General features: G+C 65.2%; 28 protein-coding genes and 2 tRNA genes. 24 read left to right on the top strand and 6 right to left on the bottom strand.

Going from position 1 to position 22063, the window contains the following annotated elements; translation table 11 throughout:
* Nucleotides 1–4: 4 nt before the first annotated feature.
* Entirely contained in the window at nt 5–220 is a 216-nt protein-coding gene (locus ALTAJ2_RS14210) for a heavy-metal-associated domain-containing protein (protein ID WP_007109462.1), read from the bottom strand.
* 159 nt (nt 221–379) lie between these two features.
* On the opposite strand from ALTAJ2_RS14210, the gene ALTAJ2_RS14205 reads away from it, so the two are divergent.
* Nucleotides 380–916: a winged helix-turn-helix domain-containing protein gene (locus ALTAJ2_RS14205; RefSeq protein ID WP_007109461.1), complete on the top strand. Its 537-nt coding sequence runs from the start codon at nt 380–382 to the stop codon at nt 914–916.
* A gap of 44 nt (nt 917–960) precedes the next feature.
* On the opposite strand, the gene ALTAJ2_RS14200 is transcribed toward ALTAJ2_RS14205, so the two are convergent.
* Nucleotides 961–1437, bottom strand: coding sequence for a GNAT family N-acetyltransferase (locus ALTAJ2_RS14200; protein ID WP_007109460.1), 477 nt, complete (start codon nt 1435–1437; stop codon nt 961–963).
* A 169-nt stretch (nt 1438–1606) separates the two neighbouring features.
* Here ALTAJ2_RS14200 and ALTAJ2_RS14195 point away from each other — a divergent pair, with 169 nt between their 5' ends.
* From ALTAJ2_RS14195 to ALTAJ2_RS14185, 3 genes are all read left to right on the top strand, one after another.
* Nucleotides 1607–2053, top strand: coding sequence for an archease (locus ALTAJ2_RS14195; RefSeq protein WP_007109459.1), 447 nt, complete (start codon nt 1607–1609; stop codon nt 2051–2053).
* Between the two features lie 100 nt (nt 2054–2153).
* The gene (locus tag ALTAJ2_RS14190) at nt 2154–3254 is read left to right on the top strand and encodes a DoxX family protein (RefSeq protein WP_049900387.1); all 1101 of its coding nucleotides are present in this window, start codon (nt 2154–2156) and stop codon (nt 3252–3254) included.
* 92 nt (nt 3255–3346) lie between these two features.
* The gene (locus tag ALTAJ2_RS14185) at nt 3347–4813 is read left to right on the top strand and encodes an RtcB family protein (protein ID WP_007109457.1); all 1467 of its coding nucleotides are present in this window, start codon (nt 3347–3349) and stop codon (nt 4811–4813) included.
* 93 nt (nt 4814–4906) lie between these two features.
* On the opposite strand, the gene ALTAJ2_RS14180 is transcribed toward ALTAJ2_RS14185, so the two are convergent.
* A complete protein-coding gene (locus tag ALTAJ2_RS14180; protein ID WP_007109456.1) occupies nt 4907–5116 on the bottom strand; it encodes a hypothetical protein in 210 nt (69 codons plus the stop codon).
* A gap of 219 nt (nt 5117–5335) precedes the next feature.
* Between ALTAJ2_RS14180 and moaA the strand changes: the two genes are divergently transcribed.
* The 14 genes from moaA to rpsB all read left to right on the top strand — a co-directional run bounded on the left by moaA (nt 5336) and on the right by rpsB (nt 12830).
* Nucleotides 5336–6340, top strand: a complete 1005-nt coding sequence (gene moaA, locus ALTAJ2_RS14175; protein ID WP_007109455.1) for a GTP 3',8-cyclase MoaA — start codon at nt 5336–5338, stop codon at nt 6338–6340.
* Between the two features lie 184 nt (nt 6341–6524).
* Nucleotides 6525–6607: transfer RNA gene (locus ALTAJ2_RS14170), tRNA-Ser, on the top strand.
* Between the two features lie 71 nt (nt 6608–6678).
* Nucleotides 6679–7203 (top strand): 30S ribosomal protein S13, encoded by a 525-nt coding sequence (locus ALTAJ2_RS14165; protein ID WP_007109454.1) that lies wholly within the window; start codon nt 6679–6681, stop codon nt 7201–7203.
* Nucleotides 7203–7724, top strand: coding sequence for a 30S ribosomal protein S4 (locus ALTAJ2_RS14160; RefSeq protein ID WP_007109453.1), 522 nt, complete (start codon nt 7203–7205; stop codon nt 7722–7724). The genes ALTAJ2_RS14165 and ALTAJ2_RS14160 overlap by 1 nt, the downstream gene beginning before the upstream one ends.
* 1 nt (nt 7725) lies before the next feature.
* A complete protein-coding gene (locus ALTAJ2_RS14155; protein WP_006184686.1) occupies nt 7726–8115 on the top strand; it encodes a 30S ribosomal protein S11 in 390 nt (129 codons plus the stop codon).
* 3 nt (nt 8116–8118) lie between these two features.
* Nucleotides 8119–8868, top strand: coding sequence for a DNA-directed RNA polymerase subunit D (locus tag ALTAJ2_RS14150; RefSeq protein WP_007109452.1), 750 nt, complete (start codon nt 8119–8121; stop codon nt 8866–8868).
* 129 nt (nt 8869–8997) lie between these two features.
* A tRNA-Leu gene (locus ALTAJ2_RS14145) sits at nt 8998–9082 on the top strand.
* 153 nt (nt 9083–9235) lie between these two features.
* Nucleotides 9236–9589 (top strand): 50S ribosomal protein L18e, encoded by a 354-nt coding sequence (locus ALTAJ2_RS14140; protein ID WP_007109451.1) that lies wholly within the window; start codon nt 9236–9238, stop codon nt 9587–9589.
* Nucleotides 9586–10035: a 50S ribosomal protein L13 gene (locus ALTAJ2_RS14135; protein ID WP_007109450.1), complete on the top strand. Its 450-nt coding sequence runs from the start codon at nt 9586–9588 to the stop codon at nt 10033–10035. The genes ALTAJ2_RS14140 and ALTAJ2_RS14135 overlap by 4 nt, the downstream gene beginning before the upstream one ends.
* Nucleotides 10029–10427, top strand: coding sequence for a 30S ribosomal protein S9 (locus ALTAJ2_RS14130; protein WP_007109449.1), 399 nt, complete (start codon nt 10029–10031; stop codon nt 10425–10427). The genes ALTAJ2_RS14135 and ALTAJ2_RS14130 overlap by 7 nt, the downstream gene beginning before the upstream one ends.
* A 12-nt stretch (nt 10428–10439) precedes the next feature.
* Nucleotides 10440–10634, top strand: coding sequence for a DNA-directed RNA polymerase subunit N (locus ALTAJ2_RS14125; protein ID WP_007109448.1), 195 nt, complete (start codon nt 10440–10442; stop codon nt 10632–10634).
* A 2-nt stretch (nt 10635–10636) separates the two neighbouring features.
* On the top strand, nt 10637–10822 hold the full coding sequence (locus ALTAJ2_RS14120) for a DNA-directed RNA polymerase subunit K (protein WP_006184680.1): 186 nt from the start codon (nt 10637–10639) through the stop codon (nt 10820–10822).
* Nucleotides 10819–12024 carry a phosphopyruvate hydratase gene (gene eno / locus ALTAJ2_RS14115; protein WP_007109447.1) on the top strand — a complete coding sequence of 402 codons (1206 nt, stop codon included), beginning with the start codon at nt 10819–10821 and terminating at the stop codon, nt 12022–12024. The genes ALTAJ2_RS14120 and eno overlap by 4 nt, the downstream gene beginning before the upstream one ends.
* Nucleotides 12021–12830, top strand: coding sequence for a 30S ribosomal protein S2 (rpsB, locus tag ALTAJ2_RS14110; RefSeq protein WP_007109446.1), 810 nt, complete (start codon nt 12021–12023; stop codon nt 12828–12830). Before eno ends, rpsB begins: the two co-directional genes overlap by 4 nt.
* A 276-nt stretch (nt 12831–13106) precedes the next feature.
* Here rpsB and ALTAJ2_RS14105 read toward each other — a convergent pair whose 3' ends face one another.
* Nucleotides 13107–14033, bottom strand: coding sequence for a thiamine-phosphate synthase family protein (locus tag ALTAJ2_RS14105; RefSeq protein ID WP_007109445.1), 927 nt, complete (start codon nt 14031–14033; stop codon nt 13107–13109).
* Nucleotides 14034–14150: 117 nt separating this feature from the next.
* Here ALTAJ2_RS14105 and mvk point away from each other — a divergent pair, with 117 nt between their 5' ends.
* On the top strand, nt 14151–15137 hold the full coding sequence (gene mvk / locus ALTAJ2_RS14100) for a mevalonate kinase (RefSeq protein ID WP_007109444.1): 987 nt from the start codon (nt 14151–14153) through the stop codon (nt 15135–15137).
* A complete protein-coding gene (locus tag ALTAJ2_RS14095; protein ID WP_007109443.1) occupies nt 15134–15874 on the top strand; it encodes an isopentenyl phosphate kinase in 741 nt (246 codons plus the stop codon). The genes mvk and ALTAJ2_RS14095 overlap by 4 nt, the downstream gene beginning before the upstream one ends.
* Before the next feature lie 42 nt (nt 15875–15916).
* Here ALTAJ2_RS14095 and ALTAJ2_RS14090 read toward each other — a convergent pair whose 3' ends face one another.
* Complete coding sequence (locus tag ALTAJ2_RS14090) at nt 15917–17461, bottom strand: TrkH family potassium uptake protein (RefSeq protein WP_007109442.1); 1545 nt, start codon at nt 17459–17461, stop codon at nt 15917–15919.
* Between the two features lie 215 nt (nt 17462–17676).
* Between ALTAJ2_RS14090 and ALTAJ2_RS14085 the strand changes: the two genes are divergently transcribed.
* The 4 genes from ALTAJ2_RS14085 to ALTAJ2_RS14070 all read left to right on the top strand — a co-directional run bounded on the left by ALTAJ2_RS14085 (nt 17677) and on the right by ALTAJ2_RS14070 (nt 20612).
* Complete coding sequence (locus tag ALTAJ2_RS14085; protein WP_007109441.1) at nt 17677–17922, top strand: hypothetical protein; 246 nt, start codon at nt 17677–17679, stop codon at nt 17920–17922.
* A 140-nt stretch (nt 17923–18062) separates the two neighbouring features.
* A complete protein-coding gene (locus ALTAJ2_RS14080; RefSeq protein ID WP_007109440.1) occupies nt 18063–18749 on the top strand; it encodes a potassium channel family protein in 687 nt (228 codons plus the stop codon).
* A 112-nt stretch (nt 18750–18861) separates the two neighbouring features.
* On the top strand, nt 18862–20412 hold the full coding sequence (locus ALTAJ2_RS14075; protein ID WP_007109439.1) for a TrkH family potassium uptake protein: 1551 nt from the start codon (nt 18862–18864) through the stop codon (nt 20410–20412).
* A complete protein-coding gene (locus ALTAJ2_RS14070) occupies nt 20409–20612 on the top strand; it encodes a hypothetical protein (protein WP_007109438.1) in 204 nt (67 codons plus the stop codon). Before ALTAJ2_RS14075 ends, ALTAJ2_RS14070 begins: the two co-directional genes overlap by 4 nt.
* Before the next feature lie 55 nt (nt 20613–20667).
* On the opposite strand, the gene trkA is transcribed toward ALTAJ2_RS14070, so the two are convergent.
* Nucleotides 20668–21999 (bottom strand): Trk system potassium transporter TrkA, encoded by a 1332-nt coding sequence (trkA, locus tag ALTAJ2_RS14065; protein ID WP_007109437.1) that lies wholly within the window; start codon nt 21997–21999, stop codon nt 20668–20670.
* Nucleotides 22000–22063 lie beyond the last annotated feature (64 nt).

Genomic DNA, 22063 nt, shown 5'->3' with positions numbered 1-22063 from the left:
TCGGTCACCGGGGACGGGGCGTGTACCCCTGGTTCGTGATGGCTCGCTCGAGGCGATCGGCGTCGACGGCCGTCTCGTCGAACTCGATCTCGACGCGACCGGTCGTGTAGTGGACCTCGGCGCGCTCGACGCCGTCCGTTTTCGACAGGGCTCGTTCGACGTGGCTCGCACACGTCGGGCAATCGAAGTCGGTGACGCAGTATTCGGTGATCCGGGTCATCGGTGCTCGAATACGACTACGAACCCCGCCCACAAAAACATCACTCAAATGACTTGTTTGGGTTCTATCACAGCTATTTCCACCGGTGAAACGACTCGTCTAGACGGTCGCGCGGTCTGAGCGACTTATACGGATCGCCGTCCAACGATCGGGTAACCGATGCCCGAATTCACGTCGGACGTGACGATCGACGACATCGCGGTCCGGGACACGAACGTCTCGAGCGCCGTCGACGAACCGGTCCGTGCGATGATCCTCGACATGCTCGCCGACACGGCGCGCTCCGTAACGGAGATCGACGCGGAACTCGCGGGACGGGGGTACGATCGGACGCTCAATACGGTGCGCCACCACGTCAACGAACTCCGCGATGCCGGCCTCGTCGAGGTCGCCCGTCTCGAGGAACGAAACGGCGGCACGACGAAGTACTACCGCGCGAATACGATCGTCCTCTCGTACGCGCTACCCGAGGACGCACGGGCGGCCGTCGACTCGATGGCGCGGGACCTCGCGCCCGACATCGCAGCGCTCGTCGCGGACCTCGAGACGACCCACGGCGACGCGTTGGAGCGGATCGCCGACGGGATGGCTCCCTGTGAGCACTGTCGAAGCCAGAAGTACGAGACGTACCTGCTGTTGACGATCCTTCGACGGGCGTTCGTGGCGGGAACCCTTCGAGACGATCCCGTACAGTAGTTCCGGCCGTCCGATTCCGTCTCGGCAATCAGTAGCGGCCCGCTTCAGCGCCGTATCAGATCGGAAATCCGGTCCGCGAGACCGACGTCGGCACCGAGTTTGAGGTAGTACGCATCGCCGCCGTCCTCGTAGTAGTCGTCGATCCGGCGCTTGATCTCGAAGCCGAGGTGTTCGTAGAACTGGAGCGCGTTCTCGTTGCTCGTCCGAGCGTGACAGGTTATCGTGTCGTGATCGTCCGCGACGTGGGCGACGAGCCGTTTGCCGATCCCTTCACCGCGGACGTCCGGACTTACCGCCAGAAAGAGAATGTAGCCGTCGCGTCGAACGGCAGCGAACCCGATGAGAGCACCGTCCTGGACGTAACAGTGGACCTTCGACCGTCGATACGCGTCCGTAAAGAAGTCGTACCGTTGTTTGAGCACATCCTCCTGACGGTTGATCTCCTCCTTTAGCTGCCAGGCGTCGTCGACGAAATCGTCGCTCCCCGGTGCGACGACGCGACTGTCGATGTTGACGCTCACTATGACAGTCTACCAGCGTCGTCAATATAATTCCACCGGCAGTCGACGCGCGGAACCGTCGCAGACGGCCGACACGTCCGGGCGTCCCTCGGTTCGGCCTGCAAACCGTGCCGGATGCGATGCGTTCGAAACGACGGGCATAGGACCCCAGCCGAACAAACGGCCCCCAATGGGGTACGAACTACGCGACCACACGGCCGATGTCGCGGTTGCGGCGACCGGTGACTCGCTCGAGGCGGTCTTCGCGGCGGTGGCAAACGGTCTCGCAGCCGCCTCGTGCGACGAGATCGACGATGCCGGGGACCGCTTTTCGCTCGCCGTGACGGCCGAAAACAGCGAGGCGCTGCTGTTCGACTACCTCGACGAACTGATATATCTGCGAGACGTTCGGGTGGTACTCCCGGTCGACCACCGTGTCGACTCGATCGAGACCCCGTCGGCCGCGAACGGCGGCGCGGACGAGTGGCAACTCGAGGCCAGCGCCCGCGGCGTTCCGCTCTCCGAAATCGACGCTCGCGAGATAAAGGCGGTGACGTACTCGGAGATGCGCCTCGAGCGCGCCGGCACGGACGGCGACGACGGGGGCTGGGAGGCGTACGTCGTCTTCGACGTGTGACCGGCTGTGGCTTCGCGCGGTCGACGCACACGCGGTCGATCAAGAGTAGGGCGTATTTTGGGTGGGCGTATTTTCACCTTCCGAACCGTACCGCACGGTGATGAGGGACGGATGCCGACACGTTCGAAAACAGCGACTCGTCGGGGCAGTGGTGGCTCTCCTCGCGGCACCGGGTGCGGTAATGGGGTCGGCCCGGGCTCACGAAGAGTACGTCGTCGACGAGGAGCGCGACGTCGCCGTCGGCGAGTTCCTCGCCGAGTCGCTGCGCGATCCGTTCGTCGTCGGTCCGCTCCTGGCGGGTGCGTTCGCCGTCGCCGTCGCGATCGCGATCTACTTTCTCGTTCGCCCGCTACAGCGGGATCTCACCGCGTTCCGAACTGCCATGCGGGAGTATACCCCGTTCGTTCCCTGGTTGCTCCGGATCTCCTTTGGCATCCCGCTGATCGGTGCCGGATTCGGCGGCTACTTCATCAGTCCCGCGCTCCACGTCGAACTGCGGCTTCTACAGGTCGCGCTCGGCTTCCTCCTCCTGTTCGGCCTGGCGACGCGCGTCGTCGCGCTGGTCACGCTCGCTGCCTACCTCGTCGGTCTCGCGCTCCGGCCGATCCTGCTGTTGCAACTCGAATACGTCGGCGGCATGCTCGCCGTCGTCCTGATCGGGAGCGGGCAACCGAGCGCGGATCACGTTCTCCAGCGGGTCGCCGGCACCTCGGGGACCGTCTACGGCCGGTTCGATCCGGTCTCCGACCGCGCTCGCGCGTTTCAGGAGCGGGTTCGCGGGTACCGTCCCTTCGTGCCGACGGTCGTTCGCATCGGTCTCGGCTGTACGTTCGTCTCCCTCGGGCTGGGCCAGAAGCTGCTGCGACCCGGCATCGCGCTCGCGGTCGTCGGCCGATACGACCTGACGGCGGTCGTCCCTGTCAGTCCCGCGCTGTGGGTCCTCGGCGCGGGGCTGGCCGAGGTAGGGCTCGGTCTCGCGCTTCTGGTCGGGTTTTTCACGCGGGCGAGCGCAGCGACGGCGATCGGCGTGTTCGCGCTCACGCTCTTCGCGCTGCCCGACGATCCCGTCCTCGCCCACGTCGGCCTCTTCGGCCTGGCGTCGGTCCTGCTCATCACCGGAAGCGGCCCCTACGCCGTCGATCGATGGCTCGAGACTCGCTGGGCCGACGAACGCGCCGACGGGGTACTGGAGCCCGCGTAAGCGAAGTGCGCCCCGCGATCCGACAGTGGTAGAGACTGTCGAAGACGTTGAAGAGACGAACACCTTTCATCGCCGCGGGTCGAGTTTCGTGTATGACCACCTTCGACGCCGACGGCATCACGCTCGAGCGGGTGCGCGAGTACGTCTGGGAGATTCCCCAGGAAGGGGACATGCGCGTCCCCGCGCGAGTACTGGCGAGTGAGGCACTGCTCGAGGAGATCGAGGAGGACAAGACCTTAGAGCAGATCAAAAACACGACGCACCTGCCGGGAATCACGAACTACGCGATCTGCATGCCCGACGGGCATCAGGGCTACGGCTTCCCGGTCGGCGGCGTCGGCGCGCTCGACGCCGAAAACGGCTGTATTTCGCCGGGAGCGGTCGGGTACGACATCAATTGCGGCGTCCGGATGATGCGGACGAACCTGACCTACGACGAGGTGCGGGGCCACGAGGAGGAACTCGTCGACTCGCTGTTCGCCAACGTTCCGTCGGGGCTCGGCGGCGGCGGCATCGTCGAGGCCGGCGTCGACACCGTCGACGAAATCCTGGCCCGCGGCGTCGACTGGGCGCTCGAGAACGGCCACGCCGTCGAGGACGACCTGCTGCACTGTGAGGACGAGGGGATGCGCGAGGGCGCGGACCCGGACAAAGTGAGCCAGAAAGCCAAGGACCGCGGGAAGAACCAGATCGGCTCGCTGGGGTCGGGCAACCACTTCCTCGAAGTCCAGCGCGTGACCGACGTCTTCGATTCGGACGTGGGCGAGGCCTTCGGGCTCGAGGAAGACCAGATCGTCGTGTTGATCCACTGTGGCTCCCGCGGTCTGGGGCATCAAACCTGCAACGACTACCTGCGGAAGATCGAACAGCAGCACCAGGGACTGCTGGACCAGTTGCCCGACAAGGAACTCGCGGCCGCGCCCGCGGGTTCGCAACTCGCCGAGGATTACTACGGCGCGATGAACGCGGCGATCAACTTCGCGTGGGTCAACCGCCAGCTGATCATGCATCGGACGCGACAGGTCTTCGAGCGCGTGTTCGATCGCTCGTGGGAGGAGATGGAGATGGAACTGCTGTACGACGTGGCCCACAACATCGCGAAGAAGGAGACCCACACGGTCGGGGCGGACGGGGAAGAGCGTGAACTCTACGTCCACCGCAAGGGGGCGACGCGGGCGTTCCCCGCCGGCCATCCCGAAGTCCCGTCGGCCTACCGCGACGTCGGCCAGCCGGTGATCATCCCCGGCAGCATGGGCGCTGGCAGCTACGTCCTCCGCGGGGGCGAGAACTCGATGGATCTGACCTTCGGCTCGACCGCCCACGGTGCCGGCCGGCTGATGAGCCGCACGCAGGCCAAAGACGAGTTCTGGGGCGGCGACGTCCAGCAGGACCTCGCGGACCAGCAGGAGATCCACGTCAAGGCCCAGTCCGGGGCCACGATCGCCGAGGAAGCGCCGGGCGTCTACAAGGACGTCGACGAGGTCGTCCGCGTCTCCGACGAACTGGGCATCGGCGACAAGGTCGCGCGGACGTTCCCCGTCTGTAACATCAAAGGCTAGTCGGGACCGCGCCGCGACGTTCCCATCCCGCAACGATGGCTCCGTGCCGTTCGACTCGGCGGAAGGAGACGATCGGCACCGATTACGGTCCGTTTACTGCAGCCGGTACGGGTTGTCTTCGTCCCCATCGTCGCCCTCGCTCTCGTAGGGTTTCCGCGCGGTGATCGTCACCGTCGCTTCCGGGTCATCCTCGTCGGCCCACGGGCTGTCGTAGGCCGAAATCTCGAGGTCCGTCACGTCCCAGCCCTCCGCCTCGATGAGTTCGACCAGCCGTCGCTGGTCCTCGAGCATGTCCTCGTCCATGGCCCGCGGTTCGAGCGCGAGCGTCGTAGCTCTTCCGCCGATCAGTGCGCGACCCGACGCCGCGACCGATCCGCTGTTCGACACTGGCGGCGCGGCGATCTCCGACCGGTCGGCGTCGGCACTCATTATAGCGGGTTGACAGGGCCTGCAAACCGAAATCGGTTACGCGGCATCGGAATTCCCGGCGCGTTTAAGCGGATCCGTCTGCAACTCGGACGCATGCTCACCGACGAGTTCGGGCGGGAGGTCACCGGGGTGCGCGTCTCCCTCACCGATCGGTGTAATTTCGACTGCGTCTACTGTCACAACGAGGGGCTGGGGGACACTCGCGGGCCGATGGACCCACAGGACGACGAGATGTCGACCGACGACGTCGTCCGGTTTCTCGAGGTCGCCGCCGAGTTCGGTGTCGACGCGGTCAAGTTCACCGGCGGGGAACCCATGCTGCGGCAGGATTTAGCGGAGATCATCGAGCGCACCCCGGATCGGATGGAAATCTCGCTGACCACGAACGGGACGTTCCTCCCCGGCCGCGCCGAGGAACTCGTCGACGCCGGGCTGGAGCGGGTCAACGTTTCCCAGGACGCGCTCGATCCGGCGGACTTCGCCGCGGTGACGAAAAGCGGGGCCTACGAGAAGGTGCTCGAGGGCGTCGAGGCGGCGCTGGACGCGGGGCTCGACCCGGTCAAACTCAACATGGTCGTCTTCGAGCACACGGCGGGATACGTGCCGGAGATGGTCGATCACGTCGCGGACAACGACGGGCTCCAGTTGCAGTTGATCGAGTACATGCCCGAACTGACGGGCAAGCCCGAATGGAACATCGACATCCAGCGCGTCCACGACTGGCTGGCCGAGCGGGCCACGGAGATCGAACACCGCGAGATGCACGACCGGAAACGGTACTGGGTCGGCGGGAGCAAGGCGCACGACGGCTCGTCGAACTCGTCCGGAATGGTCGAAATCGTCGACCCCGTCGAGAACCCCACCTTCTGTGCGAACTGCCACCGTGTTCGGGTCACCCACGAGGGCTACCTCAAGGGCTGTCTCAACCGCAACGACGACCTCAAGTCGATGGGTGAGATGACGAAACCGGAGATCCGCGAGGCGTTCCGCGATACCGTCGCCGATCGGGTCCCCTACTACGGGGAGTACATGGTCCAAAACGACGACGGTCAGTGGGAGATCAACGAGAAGTACATCGAGGAGTACGCCGGCGCGTAGCCCCTCCGCGCCTGCAGTCGTCGCCCGGTCGCTCGTCGACGCGAGGGGTGTGACACGGGAGAGAGGGACACACGGGCCGTCACGCCCTTTCGTTGCCCTTAAGTAGTAGACGGGGGTAAGTTCGGGTGCAATACGTGCAGGGGAGCGATCCCCGAGTCCGGGAGGGCGATGATAGACGAACGGTGTTGTGGTAGCCAAGCGGCCCAAGGCGCATGGTTGCTAACCATGTGGCGTCAAGCCTCCGGGGTTCGAATCCCCGCCACAACGTCGGACACTTCGCTGGCGTTTTCCCGCCAGTCATTTGCAACGCAGGCAGACCAGACACAGATACACGACACATGAGCGCCGAAGAACCTCAAGAACAAGAAGACGACGAAGATCTTCGATACTTCGTCCGCATCGGGCAAACCGACCTCGATGGGACGAAGTCCGTCGAGCGCTCGCTCACGGAGATGAACGGGATCGGTCGCCGAACCGCCCGACTCATCGCCGAGGAAGCGGGTGTCGACCGAACGGCGACGTTCGGCCGGCTCGACGACGACGTCATCGATGGCGTCATCGAAGTCGTCGAGAACTACGCCGACGAAGTCCCGGACTGGCTCAACAACCGTCAGGACGACTTCTACAGCGGCGAAACGACCCACGAGATCGGCAACGATCTCCAGTTGACTCGACAGCACGACATCAACCGGATGAAGATGATCGACTCCTACAAGGGCACGCGCCACAAGCGCGGCCAGAAGGTTCGCGGTCAGCGAACCAAGTCCACCGGTCGTACGGAGGGCACCATCGGAGTCAACGTCGAAGAGATCCGCGAAGAACAGGCCGAAGAGGCCGCCGAAGAAGAGGGCGAGGGTGAATAATGCCACTCGGCACTGACACCAAGCAATACGAGACGCCGAACCACCCCTACCAGGGTGAACGTATCGCCTCCGAACACTCCCTCGTCGACCGCTACGGGCTCTCCAACAAGGAAGAGCTCTGGCGTGCCCAGTCCGAGCTTCGCTCCTACCGGCGCGAGGCCCGTGAACTGCTCGGCCAGGCCCAGGACGACGACACCGTCGTCCGCCGCTCCGAGGAGTTCCTCGGTCGGCTCAAACGTGTCGGCATCCTCGACGAGACCGACGAACTCGGCGACATCCTGTCGCTCGAGATCGAGGACATCCTCGAGCGCCGACTGCAGACGGTCGTCTACCGCAATGGGCTGGCGAACACGACCCAGCAGGCTCGTCAGTTCATCACGCACGGCCACATCGTGGTCGACGGGCAGCGCCACCTCGTTCCCTCCTACGTCGTCGACATCGACGAGGAGGACCTGGTAGCCTTCGACGAGAACAGCCCGCTCGCGGACGATCTCCACCCCGAACGCGCGGAGGGTCAGTAACATGAGTCAGGACGACGAAAAATGGGGCATTGCCCACGTACACGCATCGTTCAACAACACCGTCATGACCGTGACCGACCTCACGGGCGCGGAGACGATCGCCAAGTCCTCCGGTGGGACGGCGGTCAAGCAGAACCGCGACGAGGCGTCGCCGTACGCGGCCATGCAGATGGCCGAGTCCGTCGCCGAAGAGGTCAAAGCGGCCGGCATCACGGGCCTGCACGTTCACGTGCGCGGTCCCGGTGGCAACCTTCAGAAGTCCCCCGGTCCGGGCGCACAGGCGACGATCCGTGCGCTCGCCCGCTCGGGCATCGAGATCGGGCGCATCGAGGACGTCACGCCGATCCCACACGACGGATCGCGCGCTCCCAAAGGGAAGGGCGGCTACTAGACCATGAGTGCAGAGTACGACGTCGAGTTCGTCGAACGCGAGGATCGTGAGGCGCGGTTCCTCGTTCGCGGCGTGACACCCGGGTTCGCAAACGGTATCCGTCGAGCGATGGTCGCCGACGTGCCGACGATGGCGATCGATACCGTCCGGTTCGTCGAGAACTCGTCGGTCATGTTCGACGAGCAACTCGCCTTGCGACTCGGCCTCGTCCCGCTGACGACGCCGCCGGTCGGCGAGTTCGGCGAGGACGAGACCGTCACGCTCTCGATCGACGTCGAAGGGCCGGCCACCGCGTACTCCGGCGACCTCGTTTCCAGCGACGATCTCGTCGAACCCGCCGACGAGAACGTCCCGATCATCGAACTCAAGGACGGCCAACGCCTCGAGGCCGAGGCCGATGCCGTCATCGACCGCGGGAAAGACCACGCCAAACATCAGGGCGGGGTCGCGGTCGGCTACCGACACCTCCAGCGCGTGGAGGTCGAGGGTGACCTGCCGGAGTTCGAGGACGAGGAGAGTCGGATCATCCGCGGCGTCATCGAAGACGACGGCGAACTCGTGTCGACGAGCGAGTTCGATCACGACCTCTCGAACCGGTATCCGGGCAAGGAGGTCCGGATCGAGGACGTGCCGAACGCCTTCGTCTTCCACGTGGAAACCGACGGCTCGTTCCCCATCGAGGAACTCGTCACGCGGGCCGCGGACACGATCGCGGAACGCGCGACCGAACTCGAAGACGCAGTACAGCTGTAGATATGAACCGACGCCCCAAACCCACTCAGGACGCGCCGCTCGCCGACGCCGTGAACGACGAGACCGGCGATCGCGCGTCCGACGGAATCGAAAGGGGTTTGAAGGGGCGACGGGTAGACGGAAGTGCGAGCAGGGATAGCCAAGTCAGGCCAACGGCGCAGCGTTCAGGGCGCTGTCTCGTAGGAGTCCGCAGGTTCAAATCCTGCTCCCTGCATCACTTCTCTACGACCGAACGACAGTCGGAAAGCGGTCGGGCGGTCTCCGGCCGGTTCACGACACGGCCCGTTCGGCAGTACAACAATTTCGATTCCACAGTCGACGGCGCGGCTCCTCGCGTCGCCGATCAGTTAGCAGTTGGAGGATACCAATGAGTAGCAAGACTAATCCGAGGCTCAACGATCTTATCGCCGAGCTGAAGTCGACGTCCCGCGAAGCGGACGCCGATGTCTGGCGAGACGTTGCGGATCGACTCGAGAAGCCCCGGCGCACCCACGCTGAGGTAAACCTGGGCCGCATCGAGCGATACGCACGCGAAGAAGAGACTGTCGTCGTTCCCGGCAAGGTGCTGGGCTCCGGCGCACTACAGAAGAACGTTACCGTCGCCGCCGTCAACTTCTCTTCGTCCGCGGAGACGAAGATCGATCAGGTCGGCGAATCGGTACCGCTCGAGCAAGCGCTCGAAGAGAACCCCGAAGGGGCAGACGTCCGGGTGATTCGATGAGTCTCGCAGAGTTCGACGCAGATCTCGTCGTCGATGCCGGTGACTGTATCCTCGGTCGCGTCGCAAGCGAGGTCGCCCAGCGCGCGCTGGACGGCGACCGCGTCGCGATCGTCAACGCAGAGGAGGCAGTCATCACCGGCGACAAGGAAGACATCTTCGAGACGTACCGCACACGGCTGCAGATGGGTTCGGACCGCGGGCCCTACTACCCCAAGCGACCGGACACGATCTTCAAGCGATCCGTTCGCGGGATGCTGCCGTACAAGAAACCCCGTGGCCGCGAGGCACTCGACAACGTCCGCGTCTACGTCGGCGACCCCTACGAGGGCGACGACGACCACGAGTCGGAAGTCCTCGAGGGGACGTCGCTGGATCGCCTGTCGAACATCCGCTTCGTCCACCTACACGAAGTGTCCGAACAGTTAGGTGCTAACGTCACATGGTAACCAATACGAGTGGCAAGAAAAAGACAGCCGTCGCTCGCGCCACGGTGCGCGAAGGCGAGGGTCGCGTTCGAATCAATTCCCAGCCCGTCGAACTGGTCGAACCGGAGATGTCCCGGCTCAAGATGCTCGAGCCGTTCCGCATCGTCGGCGAGGACCTGCGCGGCGAGATGGACATCGACGTCCGCGTCGAGGGTGGCGGCATCAGCGGCCAGGCAGACGCCGTCCGGACCGCCATCGCGCGCGGGATCGTCCAGCACTCGAACGACGCCGAACTCCGCGACGCGTTCATGGAGTTCGACCGCTCGCTGCTGGTCAACGACGTTCGCCAGTCCGAACCGAAGAAATGGGGTGGCCCGGGCGCTCGGGCGCGCTACCAGAAGTCCTACCGCTGAGGTGATCCACGCATGATGGTACCGGTCCGGTGTTTCACCTGTGGTAACGTCGTCGCCGAACACTGGGAGGAGTTCGACGAGCGAGCGAACGAAGGCGACGAGGACCCCGAAAAGGTGCTCGACGAGCTCGGTGTCGACCGCTACTGCTGTCGGCGCATGCTCGTCAGTCACAAGGACCTCGTCGACGTCGTCTCCCCGTACCAGTAACAATGCAACAACAACAGCACAACCGCTACGAGAAGGCACGCATCCTCGGCGCGCGAGCGCTGCAGGTGTCCTACGGCGCGCCGGTGTTGATCGAGACGGAGCAGACCCAACCGATCCTCATCGCCGCCGAGGAGTACGACGCCGGCGTGCTGCCGTTTACCGTCAAGCGGGGGTACGACCGGAAATGACGCTCATCACCGACATCCGGCTCCGTCGGATCCTCGACTCGCGCGGGAATCCGACGGTCGAGGCCGATGTCGTGACCGAAAGCGGCGGCTTCGGCCGCGCCGCGGCACCCAGCGGTGCCAGCACCGGCGAGTACGAGGCCGTCGAGCGGCCGCCGAGCGAAGCCATCGCCGCGGCTCGGGAACACGCCGTTCCCCGACTCGTCGGCGAGGTCTACGCCGGCAATCAGCGCGACGTCGACGCCGCGCTCCACGCCGCCGACGGGACCGACGACTTCTCGGAGATCGGTGCCAACAGTGCGGTCGCAATCTCGATGGCCGCCGCGAAGGCCGGTGCCGACGTGCTTGGTGCCCCGCTGTTCCAGCACCTCGGCGGGACGTTCCGCGGCGACGGCTTCCCGATTCCCCTCGGCAACGTCGTCGGTGGTGGCGAACACGCCGCCGACGCGACCGACATTCAGGAGTTCCTGGCCGCACCCGTCGGCGCACCCAGCATCGCGGACGCCGTCTTCGCAAACGCAGCCGTCCACGCCGCCGTCGCCGACCTGCTCGAGGAACGCGACGTTCCCTGTGGCAAAGGCGACGAGGGCGCGTGGGCACCGTCGATCGACGACGGCGAGGCCTTCGAAATCGTCGCCGAGGCGGTCTCGATGGTCCAGGGCGAGGTCGGTTTCAACATCGGCTTCGGACTGGACGTCGCCGGTGCCGAGCTGTACGATTCCGACTCGGAAACGTACGAGTACAGCGACCGGAGCCGCGACACCGACGAGCAGATCGCGTACATCGCGGATCTGGTCGAGGAGTACGACCTCGTCTACGTCGAGGACCCCCTCGACGAGGACGACTACGACGCCTTCGCCGACCTCACGGACGAAGTCGGCGATCAGACGCTGATCTGCGGTGACGACCTGTTCGTCACCAACACCGACCGTCTCGTCAACGGGATCGATCGCGGCGCGGCCAACAGCATCCTGATCAAGCCAAACCAGATCGGGACGCTGTCGGACGCCTTCGACGCGATCGAACTCGCGACGGAGAACGGCTACGACTCGGTCGTCTCCCATCGGTCGGGCGAGACCGAAGACGCGACGATCGCACACCTCGCCGTTGCGACCGACGCTCCCTTCATCAAGACGGGTGCCGTCGGCGGCGAGCGAACCGCAAAGCTCAACGAGCTTATTCGAATCGCAGACGACGCGACATGACAGAGAACGACGCAACCCAGGAAGGGCTCGACGCCGCCGAGGAGGCGATCGACGAGGAGCCAGCCGAAGGGGCTGGCCCCGCCGCCGACGCCGACGACGTCGAGCCAGTAGACGAACAGCCCGCCGACGCCGAGGGAGCACCCGCGGCCGACGCCGAACAAGCCGACGACGCCGACGAGGAAGACGCCGGTCCGACCCTCGACGACGACGTCATGCCCGACGAGGAGGCGGACCTCCTCATCCCCGTCGAGGACTACCTCGGCGCTGGTGTCCACATCGGGACCCAGCAGAAGACCACGGACATGGACCGGTTTATCCACCGCGTCCGAACCGACGGGCTCTACGTGCTCGACATCTCGAAAACCGACGGCCGTATCCGCACGGCCGCGGACTTCCTCGCCAACTACGACCCCGAGCAGATCCTGGTCACCTCGAGCCGCCAGTACGGTCGGTTCCCGGCGGAGAAGTTCGCCGAGGCAGTCGGCGCTCGCGCCCGCACCGGTCGTTTCATCCCGGGCACGCTGACGAACCCGAAGTACGACGGCTACATCGAGCCGGACGTCCTCGTCGTCACCGACCCGATCGGCGACGCCCAGGCCGTCAAGGAGGCCATCACGGTCGGGATCCCGGTTATCGCGATGTGTGACTCGAACAACCAGGTCAGTAACGTCGACCTCGTCGTCCCGACGAACAACAAGGGTCGCAAGGCCCTCTCGGTCGTCTACTGGCTGCTCGCCAACGAGGTTCTCGATCGACGCGGTGCCGAGCCGTCCTACTCGCTCGAGGACTTCGAGAGCGGCGTCTAATTCGGCCGCGGTCGACACTGTTCGTTTTCTCGTCCCCCTGCGACGCGTAGCGGCGCGACAACAACGGGAGATCGCGTCCGTACTCCGGCCGTCAGCGAAAGCAACGGAATCGCTAACGGCCCCCGCTCTCACACGGGAGCCGGGGCGCGATCCGCCGCGATCGGGTCAGGACGGTCGGTTCACTACTGAGCGACCGGTCGTAACCGTGGGAGCGGATTGACGCGTGTTCGATCGAACCGCGAGCGGCAAAGCGCGAGAGACGGTGATACGGCGTCGTCACGGTGACGACGCTTCCTCGAGCAAGTCCCCGACCAGTTCGGCGGCGTCGACGGCCGTCGCACCGAAGACGTACGTCGCGGGTTCGATACCGAACGCGCCGCGGTGATAGGCGACGGCCGGCACCGCTCCGTGGTCCGCGAACCGGCGTCGGAGGTGCGCGCCGCGGTCCTCGTAGTCGGCGTCGAACTCGAGGGGATCGATGGCAAGCGTCCGCGCGGCCGCGAGCAGGTCGTCGTCGGTGGCGATGTTGATCGCGGCACGGCGATCGGAGCCGACCGAATTCGAAGCGAGGACTGCCGTCGCGACGTGTTTCGACGCGCCGAACTCCGGATTCGCGGGGATTTCGATCCGCCCACCCATCGCGTAGATCCGGCCGGGAACCGCGGCGACATCGGTCTCGTCGCGGGGATCGGGCAGGCACATTCCGACGTTCGTTCCGACGTTCGGGACGAAGTCGGCCATCCCGGGGGTCGAGGCGAGGGTTCGTGCAGCCGTCCGCACGTTCGCGAGAACCTCCCGTTCGGCGCGCACGTCGGGATCGAGGCCGCGAACGCACAGATCGCACCCGAGCCCGCGCAGTTCGGACATCTCCTCCTCGTGGAGTTCGCAGATCGGACCCCGGTCCTCGAGGGTACGGACGAGCGAGAGGAGTTCGGCGAGGGCGTCGTAGCCGTCCATCTCGCCGGCCACCAGTCCGTCCGCGATGCGGTCGACGGTGGCGACGGTCTCCGGATCGTCGCGAAAGCGATCGTCACCGCCGCTGTCGCCGCCGACGTACTTGCTGACCGCGGCCTGAGTGACGCCGAGTTCGGTGGCGATCTCCCGTTGAGTCAGTCCGCGCTCGGCGAGGCGTGTGGCCAGCATCGCCCGGACCGTCGGCAGGAACCGATCGACGACGAGTTCGCTCGGCAAGACCAGCGACATACGACCGACGTTCGACTGCAGGGATATAAGTCCGCCTCCGATCCGACCGCGGCCGCCCGATGACCACCGGACGGCGACAAAGATAGCTATTAACCATCGTCGGACGAACGGCCGGGCATGACACTTTCGAGCGCTCCCGGCAAGGTGTATCTACTCGGGGAGCACGCGGTGGTCTACGGCGAGCCGACCGTCCTGTGTGCGATCGAGCAACGGGCGCGGGTCGGCGTACAGCGACGCGACGACGGGAAACTCCGGGTCAACGCCGAAGATCTCAGTCTGGACGGCTTTACCGTCGAGTACGACGGGACGGCCGACGAAGGGCCGGACATCGATGTCTCGGAATCGCTGCTCGATGCCGCGATGGGGTACGTCGACGGCGCGATCGAGCAGGTTCGGGACGTCACCGGGAACGACGAGGTCGGGTTCGACGTGACCATCGAGAGCGACATCCCTCTGGGCGCGGGACTCGGGTCGTCGGCCGCGGTCGTCGTGGCGGCTATCGACGCCGCCACCCGCGAACTCGGCATCACCCTCGAGACCGACGAACTCGCCGAGCGAGCCTATCAAACGGAGTACCAGGTCCAGAACGGGCAGGCCTCGCGTGCGGACACGTTCTGTTCGGCGACCGGCGGCGCAGTCCGCGTCGAGGGCGACGACTGTCGCTCGCTCGCGGCACCGGACCTGCCGATCGTGATCGGGTTCGACGGCGGTGCGGGCGACACCGGGCAACTGGTGGCAGGGGTCCGATCCCTGCGCGACGAGTACGGGTTCGCTGCCGACACCATCGAGGCGATCGGCGACGTCGTGCGCAACGGCGAGGCGGCGCTTGCCGACGGCGATCTCGAGGAACTCGGCCGACTGATGAACTTCAATCACGGCCTGCTTTCGGCGCTGGGCGTCTCCTCGCGCTCCCTGGATACGATGGTCTGGGCGGCCCGCGACGCGGGCGCGTACGGCGCGAAGCTCATCGGGGCCGGCGGGGGCGGCTGTATCGCCGCGTTGGACCCGACGCCGGAGACCGAGACGGCCCTCTCCTTTACCCCGGGCTGTGAAGACGCCTTCCGCGCGGAACTCGCCGAAACCGGGGTGAAACGGCTCGAATGATCGTGCTGAAACTCGGCGGCAGCGTCATCACCGAAAAGGATCGCGCGGAGACCCTCGACGGGGACGCCCTCGAGCGCGCGGCCGACGCGATCGCGGCGGCACGAGCGGACGGCGGCGCGGACCTCGTCGTCGTCCACGGCGGCGGGAGTTTCGGCCACCACAACGCCAGCGAACACGGCGTCACCACGACCGAAGGAACGCACGACGCGAACGCGGCGCTCGACATCCACGGCGCGATGACGACGTTGAACCGGTTCGTTCTGGGGCGACTGCTCGAGCGCGACGTGCAGGCGGTGCCGGTCCACCCCTTCTCGACGGCCCACCGCGACGGCGACGGAACCCTCGAGCTGCCGACCGGACAGGTCGAAACGATGCTCGCGGAGGGGTTCGTCCCCGTTCTCCACGGCGACGTGATCGCCCATGCCGGCGCGGGCGCGACCGTCGTCAGCGGCGACGAACTCGTCGCGGCGCTCGCCCGCGCCCTCGAAGCCGATCGGGTCGGGCTCTGCTCGACGGTGCCCGGCGTACTGGACGGCGAGGACACGGTCATCGACCGGATCGACGACTTCGAGACGGTCGCCGACGTGCTCGGAGCCAGCGAGGCGACCGACGTGACCGGCGGGATGGCCGGCAAGGTGCGGACGCTGCTCGATCTCGAGGCCGCGGCGTCGGTCTTCGATTGCGAGTCGCTCGCGTCGTTCCTCGACGGCGAGAACCCGGGGACGACGATCGACTGAGCGCGGAAGCGGAGAGGCGGGCGAAGAAACGGCGAGGCGTTTTCAGCGGGTCCAGAAGCCGCCGGTGAACATGACGAGGACGGGAATGATCTCGAGGCGGCCGATCCACATCAGGAAGACCATCAGGAGTTTCGACGGGATCGGGAAGTCGTTGTAATTGCCGAAGGGCCCGAGGAACCCGAATCCGGGGCCGATGTTCCCGATGGTCGCGAGACTGGCACTGAAGGCCTCGAGTGCAGTGAACTCCTCGATGGCGGCGACACGGCTAACGTCCAGTGCGATAACCAGCGTCGCGAGGGCGAAGATGACCAGGTACATGAACGAGAACCCGAGAACGCCACGAATCGCGTCTTCGTCGACGATATTGCCGCCGAGTCGAATCGGTCGGACGACCTCGGGATGGGAGGCCGTAAACAGCTCCCGACGCAACACCTTGAACACGATCAGCCATCGGACGACCTTGACACCACCACCGGTCGAGCCGGCACAGCCGCCGACGAGCATCGCAAAGAGGAGCACGATCTGGCCCGTCGAACTCCAGTCGGCGAAATCGCTGGTCGCGTAGCCGGTCGAGGTCAACAGTGATACGATCTGGAAGGCGCTCTGTCGCAACGAGTTCTCGAACACACCCGCCGTCACGCCGCCGAGGTCCCCGAGTGGCGGTGCAGCACCCGTATAGAGGATGCCTGCGAGCAAGACGGTTAAACCGGCAATTGCGCTGATATAAGCTCGGAACTCGGAGTTCCGAACGAAGCGATGGCCGTCGCCGCTGAAGACGTGCCAGAACAGGGCGAAGTTGGTCCCGGCGATGATCATGAACGGAATGGCGGTCCACTGGACGATCGCGGAGAACGCCGCGACGCTGTCGGCCTCCGGCGAGAACCCGCCCGTCGGGAGCGTCGTGAACCCGTGGGCGATGGCGTTGTAGAGGGTCATGTTGTCGGCCATCCCCGCCAGATGGAATCCGTAGAGGATAGCAATGTAGACGACGGTAAAAGCGAAGTAAACGAGCCAGAGGATACGCGCCGTCTCGGCGATGCGTGGCGTGAGTTTCTGTAACTGCGGTCCCGGCGCTTCCGACTCGACGAGTTGTGCCCCGCTGACCGCCAGTTCGGGGAGGATCGCGACCATCAATACGATGATCCCCATCCCGCCGAGCCACTGGGTGAGCTGTCGCCACATCATGATCGCGTGGGAGTGATCCTCGAGCGAGATGCTTCCGAGGACCGTCGCCCCGGTCGTCGTAAAGCCGGACATCGACTCGAACAGGGCGTTGACGGGATGTGCGAGCGTCGATTCGGTTCCCCAACCCGCGATCACGTAGGGAACCGCACCGATCATCGCGACGGCCAACCACGATATCGCGACGAAGAGCATGGCCTCCCGGACCTGCAAGTCCGGATCCGGGCGCAGCTGCTCGAGGCCGTGGCCGACGGCGATCGTGAGCGCGATCGTCGCGAGAAACGGGAACACGGGTTCGGTATAGATGAGCGCCACGACGAGGGGAATCACGAGGGGGATGGAGAGGTACTTGAGTACGGTTCCGACGAGCGCGACACTGGCGCGCCAATCGGCGCGGATCCTCATAGAAACACCCCGCTGAAAGGGTTGCGTCTGGTCACGGTATTAACGGCATTTGGAGTAGGTCGTATTAATCCATCGTAAGCGAGCCTCCATCGCGACGGGGACTCGGGTTCGGAACGGCTGGAAACGTGACGCGGGTCCGACCAGGTTCGCGTCGCACCCGTCGGTCCCCGTCCCCGAGACGAGGATCTATATACGAACCGTGCGTAGAACACACTATGAGCGTTCGATTACCAAGCGTTCGCCACCCGCATTCGTTTTACGACGTCTTCGGCGTCGTCGCCGCCGCGGTGGCGATCATGGCCCTCGTCCTCGCCGTCCGGTACGGGTCGATCGTCCGGCTCGAGACGGCCGTCTTCATGACGGTCGTCTTCCTGTGGGCCGGGTGGGCGACCGAACGAATCCTGGGGGAGTCCAAAGAGCGAGCGACGCGGCACCAGCAACGGAACCGACCCTGGAAGTGACGTCACGGTAGCGCGGCTCGGTCGTCCGTCACGATCGCTCGAAGGAGGGCTCTCCCGCCGGTGACTGCTCGAGTCGAGAGGGCTCGATCAGGGTCACTAAAGCGATATATTTTCAATGGTCACGTATCAACACCGACGCAATGTATATCGTCATCGTCGGTGCGGGCGATATCGGGATGCCGCTGATCGATATCGCAACCCGATCGGGAAACGAAGTCGTCGTCATCGAGAACGATCCCGAGCGGGCGGACCGAGTAGCCGGTGAATACGACTGTCTGGTACTCAACGACGATGCGACGGCTCACGATGCGCTGCTGGACGCCGGGATCGAGAACGCCGATGCGATGATCAGTACGACCGACCGTGACGCGACCAACATCATGGTCTGTCTGCTCGCCCAGGAACACGGGGTCCCCAATATCGTATCGGTGGTTCACGATCCGGAGCACATGAACGTGTTTCGCCAGATCGGCGTCAACACGATGGAAAACCCGCAGGAGCTCATCGCCGAATACCTCTATCGAGCGGTCGCTCGTCCCGCGATCGTCGACTACATGCGGATCGGGGAGACGGCGGAGGTGTTCGAAATCGTAGTCACCGAAGGCGCACCGATCGACGGGAAATCGCTCATCGAGGCCGCGGACGAAGGACTCCTCCCCGAGGACGTCCTCATCGTCGCGATCGAGCGCGAAGGGGAGGACCCACCGATCACGCCGCGTGGGAACACGACGATCAAGGCCGACGACCTCCTCACCGTCTATTCGGCGTTCGGAGCGGAACCCAAGCTCACGGACGTGTTCGGCCACTCGGAAGATCGGATTCAATGATGATCGGACGACGCGGAGCGCGGCTCCGAGGGTCGCCGCCGAGTCTCCCGTCTCGAGCACGGAATCGGGCGGTCGGAACGGCCCCGGACGCGAGTCGGACGGAGGGTGACGGATGAACGAGGCGACGAAAACGATCGGGCGGGACCTGGGGCGCATGTTTCAGGCGCTGGCCGGGCTCCTGTTCGTGTCCATCCTCATCCCGCTCATCTGGGGGGAGTACTACGCGATTCCGTCACTGCTCGTCTCCGGGTTGTTACCGCTTGCGATCGGGTCTCTCCTGACCTCGCGGTTCCGGGGGGCGACCAAGCCCGGCAAACTCCACGGGATGATCATCGCCGCGCTGGGATGGTTCTGCGTCGCGATTTTCGGCGCGCTGCCGTTCTTTTTCATCGCGTGGTCGGCCGAACTCGCGCCACCGATCCTCGGCGAGCCGTCGCAAACGCCGACACTCGCAGCGTTTACGCATCCGATCAACGCGCTGTTCGAGAGCATGAGCGGCTTTACCGGCACCGGGCTGACGATGACGGACAACGAGGAAGTCCTGCCGCGGACCCTCCAGTGGTGGCGCTCGTTCATCGAGTGGATCGGCGGTGTAGGCGTAATCGTCCTCACGACGGCGATTCTCGCCCGTCCCGGGAGCGGTTCGCTGACGCTCTACGAGAGCGAGGCCCGCTCGGAGCGCATCCACCCGAGCATCGTCTCGACGGTCCAGACCATCTGGTGGATCTTCATCCTCTTTACGTTCGTCTCGATCCTGCTCCTCTGGATCGTCGGCATGCCGCTGTGGGACGCGATCAACCACGCGATGACTGGCCTGTCGACCGGCGGGTTCTCGATCAAAGATCACTCGATCGCCACCTACGACAGCGCCGCCATCGACTTCGCGCTCTTGCCGATCATGCTGTTGGGTAGCATCGCGTTCCCGGTCCACTACCTCATCCTGCAGGGCGATCTGCGGAACCTCTATGCGGACCTCCAGACCCGGTGGGTGTTCATCTACATGAGCCTCGGCACGCTCGTGCTGACTGCGCTCGTATACGCCGGCGACACGTACGACTCGCTGTTTACCGCGTTCCGATACAGTTCGTTCCAGTTCGTCTCGGCGGCGACCTGTGCCGGCTTCCAGACCGCTGTCGACGCAACCAACGTCGCGCTCGGGCGGTGGTCTGCCCAGGCCCAACTCACCGTTACCTTCGGCATGGTCATCGGCGGCGCGGCCGGTTCGACGGTCGGCGGAATCAAACTGATTCGGGCGCTGACGCTCCTGAAAGGCGTTCGGCATCGCATCTCGGACGTCTTCTACCCCGAGACGGCCGTCCGGCGGCTGAACATCAACGGTCGCCGTCTCAACGAACGGGAGATCCGTCAGGAGTTCGAGGAAGCGGCGATCATCGCGATGCTGTGGGCGACCTTCCTCGCGATCGGGATCTTCATCCTCCTCGTGATCCTCCCGCAGGGCGAATACACGCTCGAGAACGTCATCTTCGAGGTCGCGAGCGCACAGGGCAACGTCGGCCTCTCCGCGGGGATCACCGGCCCCGAATCGCTGCCGACGCTCGGCAAACTCATGTTCCTGTTCAACATGTGGATCGGCCGCCTCGAGATCATTCCGGTGTTGGTCACGTTGCGGGCGGTCTTCCGCCGCGGGGGGCTCTACCAATGAAGCTCAGCGACCTCCCGATCGTCGAAGAGGTGTTCGAATCAGGTGCCAACGACCGGGTCTTCGATTCGCTCTTGCTCATCGGGCCGGTTCTCATCGTCGGGATCGCAATCGTCGGCCGGTCGTTGTTGACGACCGGCATCGCGATCGCGTACGTCCTGTTTTTCGTCGCGTACGTCGTCTATCGCGGCATCAGTAACTGAGTAGGTTCGGGACGGTTCGAGACGCGGTCCGACACGACAGCAGGGACCGGCCGTTCTAAATGAGTTCGATGACGTCGTCGAGGACGGCCGCATCGACGAAGACGATCACGTGGTCATCGGGCTGGACGACCGTCGAGCCGCGGGGCGTGATGTGGTCGCCCGCTCGCGAGATCGCACCGATGACGACGCCCGGCGGCAAGTCGTCGGTCGCGTCGGCGATCTCCCGCCCGACGAGGACACTGTCCGGACCGACTTCGATTTCGATGACCTCCGCGCGGTCGTGCTCGAGCATCGCCACTTTCTCGGTGTGGTCGGTCCGGGTAAAGCGGATGATCTCCTCGGCGGTCTCCTCGCGGGGGTTGACGGCGACGTCGACGCCGACGGTCTCGAAGAGGTCGGCGTACTCGGGCGTTTCGATGATCGCGACGGTGCGGTCGACGCCGATCCGCTCGGCGAGCAGGGACACGAGCAGGTTCTTCTCGTCGCTGTCGAGGGCGGCGATCACGACGTCGGCCTCGCCGACGTGTTCGCGGGCGAGGAACTCGGCGTTGGTCGCGTCGCTCTCCATGACCATCGTGTTCGGCAGCGCTTCGGCGACCTCGCGGGCCCGGTCGGGGTCGCGCTCGATCAAACGCGGGCGAAAGCCGTGATCCTCGAACTCGCGGGCGGTCTGGTACCCGATCTCGCTGGCACCGACGATGACGACCTCCTCGGCCTCCTCGGGCATCGTCGCGACCTCGTCGGCGAAGTCGTTGATCGAGTCCGGGCTCCCGATGACGACGACCCGGTCGCCGCCCCGAATGACAGTGTCGCCCCGGGTGACGACCATTTCGTCGTCCCGGAAGATCGCGGCGAAAGTGAGCGAATCGTAACAGTCGGCCTCCCTGACGGTTCGGTCCGCGATCGGGCTGGCCGCCGGAATATCGAACTCGGCCATGCGGATGAGCCCGCTCGCGAACGTATCGACGTCGTGTGCGCTCGGCAGTCCGGAGATCCGGAAGATCGTTCGCGCGGTCAGCAGATCGGTACAGACCATGAAGTCGACGCCGAACGCACCCTGCGATTCCTGCCACGTCTCGAGCAGCGTCCGGCGGCGGACCCGTGCGACGGTGAACGCGTTCGTGGCGGCCTTCGCCGCACCACAGACGACCGCGTTGGTCTCGTCGTTGTCCGTACAGGCGATCACCAGATCCGCCTGCTCGAGGTTGGCTTCCCGCAAGGTGTCGAGATCGGTTCCGTCGCCGCGAATCGTGAGGATATCCAGCGAGTAGGTGAGCTCCTCGACCACGTCGGCGTCGCGGTCGACGACGACCACGTCGTGGGCCCCCTCGAGGTTCGCGGCGATCGAACGGCCGACCTCGCCAGCACCGACGATGATTACGTACACGACGGTCCCTCCGAAAGCATCGTTACTGACACCCGTTTCGAGGCGACCGGCAAATGAATTGCGG

Origin of the sequence: Natrinema altunense, from assembly GCF_000731985.1 — an archaeon.
Classification (GTDB): Archaea; Halobacteriota; Halobacteria; order Halobacteriales; family Natrialbaceae; genus Natrinema; species Natrinema altunense.
Note: the sequence above shows the minus strand (reverse complement) of the source record. Positions and strands in the feature narration are given on the sequence as shown.

What these genes read in the sequence shown, in the direction of transcription:
- ALTAJ2_RS14210 (WP_007109462.1), bottom strand. Translation starts at nt 220, where the DNA reads ATGACCCGGATCACCGAATACTGCGTCACCGACTTCGATTGCCCGACG.
- ALTAJ2_RS14205 (WP_007109461.1), top strand. Translation starts at nt 380, where the DNA reads ATGCCCGAATTCACGTCGGACGTGACGATCGACGACATCGCGGTCCGG.
- ALTAJ2_RS14195 (WP_007109459.1), top strand. Translation starts at nt 1,607, where the DNA reads ATGGGGTACGAACTACGCGACCACACGGCCGATGTCGCGGTTGCGGCG.
- ALTAJ2_RS14190 (WP_049900387.1), top strand. Translation starts at nt 2,154, where the DNA reads ATGAGGGACGGATGCCGACACGTTCGAAAACAGCGACTCGTCGGGGCA.
- ALTAJ2_RS14185 (WP_007109457.1), top strand. Translation starts at nt 3,347, where the DNA reads ATGACCACCTTCGACGCCGACGGCATCACGCTCGAGCGGGTGCGCGAG.
- ALTAJ2_RS14180 (WP_007109456.1), bottom strand. Translation starts at nt 5,116, where the DNA reads ATGGACGAGGACATGCTCGAGGACCAGCGACGGCTGGTCGAACTCATC.
- moaA (WP_007109455.1), top strand. Translation starts at nt 5,336, where the DNA reads ATGCTCACCGACGAGTTCGGGCGGGAGGTCACCGGGGTGCGCGTCTCC.
- ALTAJ2_RS14165 (WP_007109454.1), top strand. Translation starts at nt 6,679, where the DNA reads ATGAGCGCCGAAGAACCTCAAGAACAAGAAGACGACGAAGATCTTCGA.
- ALTAJ2_RS14160 (WP_007109453.1), top strand. Translation starts at nt 7,203, where the DNA reads ATGCCACTCGGCACTGACACCAAGCAATACGAGACGCCGAACCACCCC.
- ALTAJ2_RS14155 (WP_006184686.1), top strand. Translation starts at nt 7,726, where the DNA reads ATGAGTCAGGACGACGAAAAATGGGGCATTGCCCACGTACACGCATCG.
- ALTAJ2_RS14150 (WP_007109452.1), top strand. Translation starts at nt 8,119, where the DNA reads ATGAGTGCAGAGTACGACGTCGAGTTCGTCGAACGCGAGGATCGTGAG.
- ALTAJ2_RS14140 (WP_007109451.1), top strand. Translation starts at nt 9,236, where the DNA reads ATGAGTAGCAAGACTAATCCGAGGCTCAACGATCTTATCGCCGAGCTG.
- ALTAJ2_RS14135 (WP_007109450.1), top strand. Translation starts at nt 9,586, where the DNA reads ATGAGTCTCGCAGAGTTCGACGCAGATCTCGTCGTCGATGCCGGTGAC.
- ALTAJ2_RS14130 (WP_007109449.1), top strand. Translation starts at nt 10,029, where the DNA reads ATGGTAACCAATACGAGTGGCAAGAAAAAGACAGCCGTCGCTCGCGCC.
- ALTAJ2_RS14125 (WP_007109448.1), top strand. Translation starts at nt 10,440, where the DNA reads ATGATGGTACCGGTCCGGTGTTTCACCTGTGGTAACGTCGTCGCCGAA.
- ALTAJ2_RS14120 (WP_006184680.1), top strand. Translation starts at nt 10,637, where the DNA reads ATGCAACAACAACAGCACAACCGCTACGAGAAGGCACGCATCCTCGGC.
- eno (WP_007109447.1), top strand. Translation starts at nt 10,819, where the DNA reads ATGACGCTCATCACCGACATCCGGCTCCGTCGGATCCTCGACTCGCGC.
- rpsB (WP_007109446.1), top strand. Translation starts at nt 12,021, where the DNA reads ATGACAGAGAACGACGCAACCCAGGAAGGGCTCGACGCCGCCGAGGAG.
- ALTAJ2_RS14105 (WP_007109445.1), bottom strand. Translation starts at nt 14,033, where the DNA reads ATGTCGCTGGTCTTGCCGAGCGAACTCGTCGTCGATCGGTTCCTGCCG.
- mvk (WP_007109444.1), top strand. Translation starts at nt 14,151, where the DNA reads ATGACACTTTCGAGCGCTCCCGGCAAGGTGTATCTACTCGGGGAGCAC.
- ALTAJ2_RS14095 (WP_007109443.1), top strand. Translation starts at nt 15,134, where the DNA reads ATGATCGTGCTGAAACTCGGCGGCAGCGTCATCACCGAAAAGGATCGC.
- ALTAJ2_RS14090 (WP_007109442.1), bottom strand. Translation starts at nt 17,461, where the DNA reads ATGAGGATCCGCGCCGATTGGCGCGCCAGTGTCGCGCTCGTCGGAACC.
- ALTAJ2_RS14085 (WP_007109441.1), top strand. Translation starts at nt 17,677, where the DNA reads ATGAGCGTTCGATTACCAAGCGTTCGCCACCCGCATTCGTTTTACGAC.
- ALTAJ2_RS14080 (WP_007109440.1), top strand. Translation starts at nt 18,063, where the DNA reads ATGTATATCGTCATCGTCGGTGCGGGCGATATCGGGATGCCGCTGATC.
- ALTAJ2_RS14075 (WP_007109439.1), top strand. Translation starts at nt 18,862, where the DNA reads ATGAACGAGGCGACGAAAACGATCGGGCGGGACCTGGGGCGCATGTTT.
- ALTAJ2_RS14070 (WP_007109438.1), top strand. Translation starts at nt 20,409, where the DNA reads ATGAAGCTCAGCGACCTCCCGATCGTCGAAGAGGTGTTCGAATCAGGT.